This is a genomic window from Turicibacter sp. T129, assembly GCF_025594975.1.
Taxonomy (GTDB): domain Bacteria; phylum Bacillota_I; class Bacilli_A; order MOL361; family Turicibacteraceae; genus Turicibacter; species Turicibacter bilis.
In genome coordinates this window covers 1-12,234 of record NZ_JAMQUU010000104.1, presented here as the reverse complement: position 1 = coordinate 12,234, position 12,234 = coordinate 1, and the positions used below count along the sequence as shown (strand labels likewise).

The following is a 12,234-nucleotide window of genomic DNA, read 5'->3' as shown; positions in this document are numbered from 1 at the left end:
GCCGGGCGCACATAAAAAGGAACTCTTCAATTAAGAAGAGTTCCCTTTACTATTCCACTTCCGCTAAAACTAAACGAGCCAGATTATAAGCCATGAACATGTCATTTTCATCATGATTTGTTAATAAAATGACCGTAACTTTATCTTCTTGATGACGGAGTAACATCGAATGCCAACCAATTAAATTTCCAGGGTGAGAAACTGTGTCCTCTACCCCCGTATTGACATACCAACCATAACCATATGATTTAGTTCCAACTTTCGAAGACTCTTGAGTCATTAAATCGTAACTTTCCTGTGAAATTAACAGATTAGAATGTAACGCACGATCGTATTTATATAAATCCATGGCTGTCGAATGAAGTCCACCAGAGGAATAACCAAAGGATGGATGTAAGACTTTAGCTTCATCGCCCTCGGAGATATTCCCATTATAAGCTGTTGCCATATTTTCTAATACTAATCCTTCCATATTCAAACCAGATTGAGTCATTCCGGCAGGAATCAAAACATGTTCTTCAATATAGTCTGCATAAGTTTGACCACTAACCTGTTCAATAATGGCTCCTAAGACATCATAGCCTAAATTTGAATAAATTGAATACGTTCCTGGCTCCTCATAATATAAATTCGAAGACTTAAACGCAGGTGCAATAATTTCGTCAACAGTTGTTACCTGACTGTAATTTGTTAAATCATCACCTGAGTATAAGCCTGATGTATGAGTTAACAATTGATGAATCGTTATTAACTCTGCATTTGGCATATCTGGAAAATACTTATCAATCGTCTGATCTAATGTTAATTTTCCCGCTTCAACTAATTGTAAAATGCTAACAGCGACAAATGACTTTGAAACAGAAGCAATTTGAAATTGATGATCGACTGTCATTTCTTCCTGCTCATTCACTTGAGCTAATCCATACGCTTTTAACAGAATAATTTCATCACCTGAAGCGACTAACGTTACACCATTAAATGATTGATCAAGTAAATAGGCATCTAACGATTCAGCCAATGGCTCATAATTAGATGAAATTATTTCACTCACTACTTCTAATGATTCTAACTCTACTGTTTCTATCTCCGGTTTTGGAACAACATTTAATGCCTTGAGTTGGGGAGAACATCCACCTATCACCATGAGGATACTTACTAAAGCTATTAATTGTAGTTGATTCTTCATAAATCCTCCCAATATCACCAATTAATGATTTGATGATTTAAAATCATCCCCTCATCACTATACCATAAGTTACCTTAAAAAACTCTTAAGTTCGACAAACTTCTAGATAAAATCCATATTTTACTTCTATTTAATAAAAAAGTTATATTTTACAATAAATCCCTGAAGGTTTTAATAGATCTAATTAGCGATTGAATACCCTAATAGCTGATTAAATCGTGAGACAATTTCTTGGTTCGGATGAATGGTTAAATATTTTTCAAATAAAAGACGATAGCAAGAATCATTTGAATCATTTAATGGAATTTCTACTTTAATATAGTGTGGACTAACAAGAAATGACGCATCATTTCCATAGTCTTTTTCAATTCCTAAAGCATATACTCCCCAATCAGAACAAGTATAGCATTGATTGTGTTTTGCTTCCTCACAAAACGGAGTAGATTCCCCTGTCGAATCTAATTGCGCTTTAACATTCTCCATTGGATTTAAAAACTCGAGTCTCACTTTATAAAGAGGATAAACGGTACGGATCACTTGCACCTGAATCTCATTATGAGAGACTTCTTTAACTTCTATACATACATGTTCACTTTCAAAATAAGGAGAATTATGTCTTAAATATTCAATTCCATGTTCCCCCTCCACTGAGACTGATTTTAAATAGTTAAATAACTTATAAATCATACTTATCACCTCGTCCTAGGATTCCATTTCGGAAGAATTTCCTCTTTCTTAATAAGTGTATGACATAATTTTAGACGCTATGACAAAAAAAGCTATCAATTGAAATATTCAACAGTTTCAGTTTTATGGATTTTAATCACTAAATTTCTGTTAAAATGGTCAATTAAATGATTTTATACCTAAAAAGGTACTTATCGAGTAGGGTTTAATCCGCTTGAATAAGTACCTTTTTATTAGAAGGTTATGTTTTAAATCTTAATATTTTAAGAGCATTCAATATTACTTATTAATAATGATTATAGTTTCCTAACTTTCTAAAATAAGGCCTAATAAAAGTAAAAAAGCCCACAACCTTAGTTATGGGCGAGGAAATTATCGGTTTCTGATAGAAAGATAATCTCTCCAAAATCAACATATAAACTTTCTTCTCCTGTTTTTACGTTTCGCACATAGGTTTGAAAGTGGTAATCAGAATTAAGTAATCCCTCTAATAGAGCACCAAAAGGTGTGAGGTGTTTACTGTAAGAAAAGAAAACAAAGGTTTCATCTTGAGAAAGAGCACGAGGAACGTAACCTGGTGAAAACTTTATATCATAGGCTCCGTAGAAATTTTTGATTAACATGGTTTCATCCGTAACGGCATCCTTTAAGTATAAATCACCACCTTCTTCGTAAAATCTATCCTCAGCCATTATGGAATGAACACGCCAATCTGCTTCTAAATCGAGGGTGGAAATTCCAAGAGAAGTTGCTGTTCCATCCTCATTTAATTTAAAAAGTCCCCAATCTTCTAATGCGTCATCATAGGCTTCAAAAATAAGACGGTTATTTGCTTTATCATAGGTAATACCCGAAATGTTTCCATTATCAATGGAATCTTGATGTTCGTAAAGTAATTGTTCATTCTCTAAATTAGCTTGAGAGGTATAAATTTTCAAAATGGAATCTGTATCACGTCGGGTATATATAATTTGACCTGTTAACTCATTTAAAACATCTTGATTGTATTGTCCCCCGACACATCCCCATGCAAATAATGAGAGTAAGCCAGTTATCACAATGGCCAGACTGAACAGAATTATTTTCAATAGTTTCATTTTTTTACCTCTCCTTATCAGTCAATTTTTACTTATCATGAACTATATTAGTCTTGTCCTCTTGATTATATCACAAAAACAGGAAAAACTTTACATTTTAGAACAATAGAGTAAAATAATAATTGTAAAAATAAATGACAAAAAGTAGGTAAAATGACAACCCTTTATATAAGGCTAATTTTTCTAATACATAAGGGAGTTATCGCCTAAAATTATCGTTTTATCATTTGAAATTACAATCGTTTTTGTAGATATTTTTACAGTCATAAAAAAGTCGGTAATAAATTTATTACCGTAAAATTTAGTGATGTAAAAACTAATGTAAAAATCGTCATATTTTTAATAAATAATACTTAAAAACGTTGATAATACAACAAAAGCAGTCATTGTAAAAGTGACTACTTTTTTCTTTGTAAAAATTAAGGTAATTTACTTTTTTCAACCCCAAAACTGAAACTGTTTTTGAAATATTTATAGCTTTTTTTCTTTCTATATTATATAGGAATTTATACTGCTAATTCGATCACTTGTTCCCAAGGTAAGTTGGCTTGTCCAAAGTGACCATATGCGGCTGTTTGTTTAAAGATGGGTTGACGTAATTGTAACATTTCAATAATTCCTTGTGGATGTAACTTGAAATTACGTTTAATGATGTTAACTAATTGCTCATTTGAAACGTTTGCAGTTCCGAAATCTTCAACTAAAATCGATGTTGGTTCAGCAACCCCAATGGCATAAGATAATTGAATCTCACATTTTTCAGCTAAACCATTCGCAACGATATTTTTAGCAATGAAACGTGCCATGTAAGCTGCTGAACGGTCTACTTTTGTTGAGTCTTTTCCAGAGAAAGCTCCTCCACCGTGACGGGCATATCCACCATATGTATCAACAATGATTTTACGTCCTGTTAATCCAGCATCTCCATCTGGTCCACCGATCACAAAGCGTCCGGTTGGGTTAATGAAAATACGAGTTGCTTCATCCATTAAAGCAGGATCAATGATTGTTTCAATGACATGCGCTTTTAAATCAGCAACGATTTGTGCATGTGACACTTCTTCATCATGTTGAGTTGAAATAACGATCGTATCAACGCGTACTGGTTCATTTACTTCATTGTATTCAACCGTTACTTGTGTTTTTCCATCTGGACGTAAGTAGTCTAATGTTCCATTTTTACGAACTTCACTTAATTTTTTAGCTAATTTATGAGCTAATGAAATGGGTAACGGCATTAACTCTTCAGTCTCACGACAAGCATAACCAAACATTAATCCTTGATCGCCCGCTCCGATCACTGCCTCTTCTTCATCTTGCTCGCGCGCTTCTAATGAAGCATCAACCCCTTGTGCAATATCAGGTGATTGTGCATTTAACTCTACCATCACGCGGCAGTTATCTGCATCTAATCCAATTTCTTTTGCTGTATATCCGATTTCACGAATCGTTTGACGAACAATCGCTTCAAAATCAACTGTCGCTGTCGTTGTAATCTCTCCTGTCACTAAAACTAAATCCTTTGAAGCAACTGTTTCACATGCGACACGCGCCATTGAATCTTGTGCTAAAACTGCATCTAAAACTGCATCTGAAATTTGGTCACAAACTTTATCTGGATGCCCTTCTGTTACTGATTCTGATGTGAATAATTTACGTTGTTTCATAAATATCTCCCTACCTATCTATTTACTTGCTACTAATAATGCTAATTCTCTTAATACTTTACATGCCACAATCGTTGATACGTTAGCTGTATCATAATGTGGACTTAATTCAACCATATCGGCTCCAACTAATTCGATGTCAGCTGCTTTAATTGCTTTAAACACCGTCTCTAGTTCACGATATGTAATTCCACCTGGTTCTGGCGTTCCAGTTCCAGGGAAAATAGATGGATCTAAAATATCTAAATCAATCGTGATATATACTTTTTTCCCTGATAACTGTGCCACAATATCTTTCACGCTATGAACAGTGAATGGCTCCATATAAGTATGGTGATCTTTTAAAGCAAAATCGAACTCTTGCTTCATTCCTGAACGAATACCAAACTGATAAATGCGACCATCACCAAGAATATCCCAACAACGACGAATAACTGTTGCATGCGATAATTTTTCATTGTTATACGTTTCACGTAAGTCTGTATGCGCATCAAAATGTAGAATATGAATATTAGGATGCTTTTTCACTAATGCTTCAATAACTGGAAGTGTTACTAAATGCTCTCCACCAATCATTAATGGCTTTTTATGATCATTAATAATTCCCGCTGCAACTTCTTCTATCTCAGATAAGATTTTCGGTGTATTTCCGTTCGATAAAGCGACATCTCCCGCATCACAAATCGAATAATCTTCTAAATCTAAATCAAGCAATGGACTGTACGTTTCGATCCCATCTGATTCACAACGCATCTGTTGCGCGGCAAATCGCGTTCCTGGACGATAAGAGGTTGTTCCATCAAATGGAGCACCGAAGACAACCACATCTGCGTCTTCATAAGAGGCTTCCATAGCTAAAAACTGAGCTGCATTACTTAGACGATTTTGCATCTTCAAGCATCTCCTTTACAAATGTCGGTAACATGAATGATCCTACATGGATATCTGTGTTATAGTACTTTGTTTTTAAACCTAATGCGTTCCATTCATCAACTTTCGCATCTTTAATCGGATCAAATGTTTTAGAAGCAAATCCAAATAACCAATGTCCTGATGGGTATGTTGGAATATGTGCCTGATAAACCTTTGCAATTGGGAAAATACGATTAATTTTTTCATGAGCACGTTTCATTTCGCGTGCATTATGAGCAAAGTAGGGGCTCTCATTTTGATTCACTAAAATTCCATCTTTTGATAAAATGCGATAACAATTTTGATAGAATTCTGTTGAGAACAATCCCTCTCCTGGACCAATTGGATCCGTTGAATCAACAATAATTAAATCATACGTTTCATCTTTGGCATTAGCTACCCAAGCTACCCCATCTTCAAAATATAAATGAATTCGTGAATCTTCTTCTAATTTAGAAGCTGTAATCGGTAAAAACTCTTGTGACGCACGAACCACTAACTCATCAATTTCCACCATATCAATTTTTTCAATTGAGGAATAACGTGATAATTCACGAGCTGTTCCACCGTCTCCACCACCGATAATTAAAACATTTTTAATGTTAGGATTTACACACATTGGTGTATGAACGATACAATCATGGTAAACAAATTCATCTTTTTCATTAACCATCATTAAACCATCTAAGGTTAAAAACTTTCCTAATTCTTGGCTTTCAAAGATATCTACTTGTTGAAAATCTGACTTTTTTGAATAAAGTTGCTGATCGACTTTAATTGAAAAACGTACGTTTTCTGTCCACTCTTCTGTATACCAAAACTCCATGTTTATCTCTCCTTTTATGACTTACACTGCAGCCGCTTCAATTGGTTTATGTGTAATTAATCCTAAATCATTTTTACTATGTTTTTGAATTTTTGACGTTAATCCACGTGGGATTTCAATCGATTCACTAAATTCAGATTTTAAAATGGTTTCTAAATATTCAAAACTCTTCCATGGATCAATCTCACCACATGTGAAGAAATCAGCAGATGCAAATCCATATTCAGGCCATGTATGAATCGTTAAATGAGATTCAGCTACAATAACAGCTCCGCTAACTCCCCATGGATTAAAATGATGAAAAACAGAATCAACAATCGTTGCTTTGGCTTCTAACGCTGCTTGATTCATTGATTGTTCAATGAGCTCAGGGTCTTTTAAAACTTCTGGATCACAATTGTAGTATTCAACTAAAATGTGACGACCTAATGTTTCAACTTTATGCATAGGTAACACTCCTTTATCTTAAGAAAGATTGTTTTCTTTAATCACTAATAACTGTTTCATTTCTTTATCAACATTATCTGTTAAAAAAGCATGACTTTGTTTGAGTTGCTTCAAGGAAATAATCACTTCTGAAGTAATTCGTTCACCTGGGGCAACAATAGGGATACCTGGTGGATAAGCTAAAATGGATTCACCCGCTAATCGCCCAATGGCTTCTTCGAGCGGAACTAATTCTTTTTCACTAAAGTAGGCATCACGTGGAGATAGTTCAACTTGAGGATGACTCACTAATTTAAATGGGGTTTGCTCAATGTTAGATTCTTTATGATGCTGACTCGCTATGTCTTTAAACGCCTCAATTAAGCGATTAATATTTTTTAATTGATCACCTAAGCTAATCACAGCTAAGACATTATTAAAGTCAGGCATCTCTAATTGGATATTATATTTTTTCCACATCAGGTCATAGACTTCAAATCCCGTTAATCCTAATCCTTGAACATTTATCCCTAGTTTAGTCACATCATAAGACTGATGGTAAACACCTATCGGTTCAATCGTATGCAATCCTGGAATTTGGTTGATTTTATATCGCGCATATTCACTTAAATAAATCGTTTTAGATAATTGTTCATGGCCATTTAAGACTAAATTCTGGCGCGCTCCATCTAGACTACTCATGAGTAAATAAGAACATGAAGTAGATTGTAGCATGTTAATGACTTGTTGAACTTTTTTAACATCAATGCGTGCTTTATTAACAAGCAAAGCAGACGCTTGAGTTAAGGCTCCCCCAGTTTTATGAATGCTCACACATGAGACATCAGCTCCTAATTCAACTCCCGAAGGTGGCAGATCAGGATGAAAAGGAAAATGTGCTCCATGTGCCTCATCCACTAAGACAAGTACATCTCTTTGATGACAAATTTGAATAATTTGCTCTAAATCGGTGACAAAGCCATAATAAGTTGGATTTAATAAAAATACAGCTTTGATGTTTGAATCTTGATTAAGCATTGATTCAACATCAGATGGTTTAACATTACAAGCAATTCCTTCTTTTCCTAGCATTTCTGTTGGCAAATAAACAGGAGTTGCTCCACACAGAATCAAACCATTCAATGCTGACTTATGAATATTTCTCGGTAGCAATACTTTATCGTTCGGTCCTAATACTGACATTAGCATACAGTGAATCGCCGATGTGGTTCCATTTGTCATAAAAAAGGCAGCATCTGCATGATAGGCATCCGCTAACAATTCCTGTGCTTCTTTAATAACTCCTTTAGCATTCGATACATTATCAAGCAATGGCAGGGAATTAACATCCATTCTCATCAGTTCATGTCCAAAATATTGATTTAATACCTTTACTCCCTGACCACGTTTATGACCAGGAACATCAAAAGCTGCAATATCTTGAAGGCTATATTCTTTTAAAGCCGATAACAGTGGAATGTCACGATGTTTTTCTAATCGGTTAGTATCTACGACTGAGACATATTGTGTGTTTAAATCCATACATTTCAAATGACTCACTTTATTCTCCTCCTTTCTATGCAAAGAGATTTATTTCTCTTCCAGTTACCAACACAAGACGATTTGTTTAGTATTTATAAACTTTTTGGGCAAAAAAAAGTTTTTTCAGTTAAAAACACAAAACGAACTCTTTCATTTTTTTGCTTTATCACACAAAAATCAACAACAAAAACAGGATAAAATACTATATCTTGCCTATAAATGGATTTTTATTCACCTTTTATTACCCTGTTGACTGATTACCAGCACAACATCGACTATAATAGTACACTTTTTTTCCTTTAGCAATACTTTTTTAGCAAAAAATATTAAAATTTAATTATTTTTAACAACTTGTTTTATATTACTAAACTTAACTTGCCTCATTCAATCCAGAAGTTTAATTTATATAAACTAACAAAAAAAGACAATCCTGATTTTAGGATTGCCTTTTTTTGTTAACTAATAACACAATTTCTACCGTTATTTTTTGCCTGATATAGTTTTTGATCTGCTTCTTGTAATAATTCAGTTTGTTTTAAATTACCTGATTGACACATTGAAAGTCCAATACTACACGTTAAGCGGTGAACATGATCCCCAATTTTAAAAAAATGACGCTCAACAGACTGGCGAATTCGTTCAGCAACTTTATTCGCATGAGAGAAATCCACATTTTTTAAAATAACAACAAACTCTTCCCCACCATATCGACTCATCCAATCGATATCATGACGAAGGACTGACTGAATCACTTCAACAAATTGCTTTAACACTTCATCACCGACTAAATGTCCATGTAAGTCATTAATTTGTTTAAAATGATCAATATCAATAATCATGATCGCTAAATTCGTTTCATAAAAGCTACTATACATTATTTCTTTAGCTAACTGTGTTTCAAAGTAGCGTCGATTATAAACTTTTGTTAACTCATCCGTGTTAGCTAACTCCGTCAAAGTTGTTGTTGTTGTATTGAGTGGTAACGCTAAGTTAAAAGACAAATCAGAAAAGAAATCATCAGCTGTCACTTTTTTCAGTAGTTCTACAATGTATAAGCGACCTTCGCGTTCGATTGGCAAGGCAAATATACAATACGCCCCATCTTTATAGCGTTCGATTTTAAAAGTAGATTTCTTGTTTTTATAAGCCACAAAAGACACACAATTGCCACAAACGGTATCTTGTTCCCAAAAATCGTAACAATGACGCCCTTTTCTAGGTAATTCAATTGAGCTGCACGCCCCTTCTTCTTTAATCAGTTCCTTTTTAATGGGATCCACAATACGGATACTATCATATAACCCAATAAATATACTTAATCGCTCACGAATTTCATTAATCAATTCTGTTTCAAACATTTGTCTGTCCCCTTTTATTATTAGATTGCTGATTCTTCTCCTTTTGATAACTGTTGATCTAACTGCCTTTTCAATCCGTCATTTTCTTGGACTAATTGCACGACCTTTGATTCATAGTCTTCTTTTAACTTTTCGATCTTTTCGCTGTGGTCTTGTTGTAATAAAAGACGCAATTCTTGTAATTCAAGCGTTTGTTTTCGCTTTAGCAACTCAATCTCTTGCTCCATTGCCACTTGATTTTGATTCATTTTTTCTGAAAACTTATTCTTTTGCTCTTCTTTCTCATCTTCAATCACATGAATTCGACGATTTAAACGTTTAACTTCCTCTTCTTTGTCTTCAATTAACGCTCGAAGTTTAGTTAACTCCTCTAAAGCTGCATCTGCTGTTTCGATTTTGACTTCAACTTCAACAAATCTCTTCTCTAATTCACTATTTTTCTCCCGTAGTAAATCATTTAAATCTTTTAAATTACGTCGCTCTTCTTTTTGAACAGTAACTTCTTGTTTTAAACCTTTGACTTGATCCTTTAATTGTTGGATTTGTCGTTCTTTTTCTTCTAATTGTGAAAGTTGTTCTTTTAATTGCGCGATTTCTTCTTCTTGCTCATAAAGTTGTTGATTTTCTTTATTCTTAGTTTCTAACTCACGTAATTGTACGCGCTCTACCATATTGATATAAATGTCCGCCATACGCTTTGTCAAACGTTGAAGTTCATCAATATCTTGTGTGAACTGATCAGATCCTGTCCCGATTTGTCCTAATTCAAACTGTGTCAACATCATTTGCATTAAATCTTTATTATTCATCCCGTTTTGTTGTGCCAATTCGAGAAATCGATTCTTCAATTCTTCATCTATACGTACACTAAATACTGCATCTGCCATTTTCTCACCTTTTTTGCTACATTTTTATCTATTATAGCATATTTTTTAGTATTTTTACACCCTACATGTTTACACCTTCAAAAAGTATACATCAGTATACAAGGCATAAAACATCCATATACAATAAGTTTACTTGTGTTTACAAATGTATACAAAACTAATTACAAAATATTATATTCAATATAACTTTTATTATATTGAATATAATTGAGGGGATTAAAAATAAGCAAAAAAAAGGGGGAACAAAGAAAAATGAAGAATAAAAAAAAGGGAAGAGACGAGTTAAATTATGGAAAACAAAAAAAACTAACGCAAAACGACAATAAAAATAATGAAAAAGAGTGAATAAATTAAACTGAAAGGATAAGAACGGACAGAAGCGATGAAGGATTACTAATAAGTAAAACGTAACGAATAATAAGAGAAGAAAAAGGAGATGAATAATAAATCGAATGGAAATTAAACAGTACAACGTGAAACATTCAAGTAATCGATAGCTGATAGAACGAATAAAAATTTACAAAACCATTCGACTTAAAACAGGGATCTATTCCTGTTGAACAACGGGTTTTATAAACTAGTCCATGATTTAAAAGACAAAGAACGACTCATTGGTAAAACAATTCCTCGTCAAAAAGATAAAAGTAACCCCCCCTCTATTAGAGGAAGATGAGAATTCAGCAAACGGAAGAAATGTTATAGTGGTTAGAGTTACGGATTTGATGATGAATAACATGGGGAACAGAGCTAATAAAATGAGTGTATGAAGACAAGTGAAAGATAAATAAACTTAAAACAGAGCTTGAGAAATGAGTTCTTTTAAAAGAAAGGATTGTCAATCGCATCTTGATTGCTATTTTGAGTTAGCTAGACCATCATTTACACCTTAAGTGAAATATCATCTTTAAACGGTGAGTGACATATAAAAGTGCTCACCACCGTTCACGAGATTAAAAAAGTGCTAGTTGAAGAAAACTAGCGCTTTTTTAAAATATTAAATCACTAATACAGAAACATTCAATCCTGGATCATCATAACTTCCCCAAGATTGCCAATCCATTTGTTCTTCTTGATTCAGTTGATGTCGATGTCTTGAATATTCATCAACTAATATGAGTTTCGTATCTTTCGCTTTGTTCATTTCAACTAATGATTTTAATTCATTCACTTGGGAGAAAAACTGTGGCATTAAGACTCGAGGTAAATGATACTCACAAATATCGCGGCGATGACGTGAAGGTTCAAATAAGACACGCACGACCAACTCAACTTGAGAAGACGATTTAAACATGTCACGATAATTCATTCCTTGTGAAACAACGACTAATTCATGCTCGTTATACTCTTTACCCCCTCTTTTTAGTGGATAGTCTTGATAAACTTCTAGCGCATACCCCTTTTTTTCAATCAACTCAATCATCTTTTTTTGCAAAATCCAGGCAATATCACGTTGCACCATAAATTGATAAGTTGGATAGTCCTCTTGTAACGCTTGTACCGATAATTCTAAAATTTCTTTTGCTAAAGACATAACTTCACCCTCATGTTTATCCGATTAATTCATCCTATTCACAAGAGTAAAAAATTATTATAAAATGTTTGAATCATTTTGAAGATAGATTTTTAGTAACTATTCAGCCACCAAG

11 protein-coding genes are annotated in these 12,234 nt (G+C 33.8%); all 11 read right to left on the bottom strand.

Features of this window, described 5'->3' with window-relative positions:
* Nucleotides 1–49 precede the first annotated feature (49 nt).
* The 11 genes from NEH75_RS13035 to NEH75_RS12985 all read right to left on the bottom strand — a co-directional run bounded on the left by NEH75_RS13035 (nt 50) and on the right by NEH75_RS12985 (nt 12,119).
* Entirely contained in the window at nt 50–1,186 is a 1,137-nt protein-coding gene (locus tag NEH75_RS13035; RefSeq protein ID WP_055276186.1) for a serine hydrolase domain-containing protein, read from the bottom strand.
* 180 nt (nt 1,187–1,366) lie between these two features.
* Nucleotides 1,367–1,873: a hypothetical protein gene (locus tag NEH75_RS13030; RefSeq protein ID WP_055276188.1), complete on the bottom strand. Its 507-nt coding sequence runs from the start codon at nt 1,871–1,873 to the stop codon at nt 1,367–1,369.
* Nucleotides 1,874–2,226: 353 nt separating this feature from the next.
* Entirely contained in the window at nt 2,227–2,970 is a 744-nt protein-coding gene (locus tag NEH75_RS13025; protein ID WP_262948991.1) for a hypothetical protein, read from the bottom strand.
* Nucleotides 2,971–3,476: 506 nt separating this feature from the next.
* Nucleotides 3,477–4,637, bottom strand: coding sequence for a methionine adenosyltransferase (gene metK / locus NEH75_RS13020; protein WP_212723315.1), 1,161 nt, complete (start codon nt 4,635–4,637; stop codon nt 3,477–3,479).
* A gap of 18 nt (nt 4,638–4,655) precedes the next feature.
* Nucleotides 4,656–5,528: an agmatinase gene (gene speB / locus NEH75_RS13015; protein ID WP_055276715.1), complete on the bottom strand. Its 873-nt coding sequence runs from the start codon at nt 5,526–5,528 to the stop codon at nt 4,656–4,658.
* Nucleotides 5,509–6,375, bottom strand: a complete 867-nt coding sequence (speE, locus tag NEH75_RS13010) for a polyamine aminopropyltransferase (RefSeq protein ID WP_055276717.1) — start codon at nt 6,373–6,375, stop codon at nt 5,509–5,511. The genes speB and speE overlap by 20 nt, the downstream gene beginning before the upstream one ends.
* Nucleotides 6,376–6,396: 21 nt before the next feature.
* A complete protein-coding gene (gene speD / locus NEH75_RS13005) occupies nt 6,397–6,822 on the bottom strand; it encodes an adenosylmethionine decarboxylase (protein ID WP_055276719.1) in 426 nt (141 codons plus the stop codon).
* An 18-nt stretch (nt 6,823–6,840) separates the two neighbouring features.
* On the bottom strand, nt 6,841–8,361 hold the full coding sequence (locus NEH75_RS13000; RefSeq protein WP_262948989.1) for an aminotransferase class I/II-fold pyridoxal phosphate-dependent enzyme: 1,521 nt from the start codon (nt 8,359–8,361) through the stop codon (nt 6,841–6,843).
* A 437-nt stretch (nt 8,362–8,798) separates the two neighbouring features.
* Complete coding sequence (locus tag NEH75_RS12995) at nt 8,799–9,701, bottom strand: GGDEF domain-containing protein (RefSeq protein ID WP_055305139.1); 903 nt, start codon at nt 9,699–9,701, stop codon at nt 8,799–8,801.
* 20 nt (nt 9,702–9,721) lie between these two features.
* Complete coding sequence (locus tag NEH75_RS12990; protein ID WP_212723311.1) at nt 9,722–10,588, bottom strand: hypothetical protein; 867 nt, start codon at nt 10,586–10,588, stop codon at nt 9,722–9,724.
* Between the two features lie 994 nt (nt 10,589–11,582).
* A complete protein-coding gene (locus NEH75_RS12985; RefSeq protein WP_262948988.1) occupies nt 11,583–12,119 on the bottom strand; it encodes a hypothetical protein in 537 nt (178 codons plus the stop codon).
* Nucleotides 12,120–12,234: the final 115 nt, after the last annotated feature.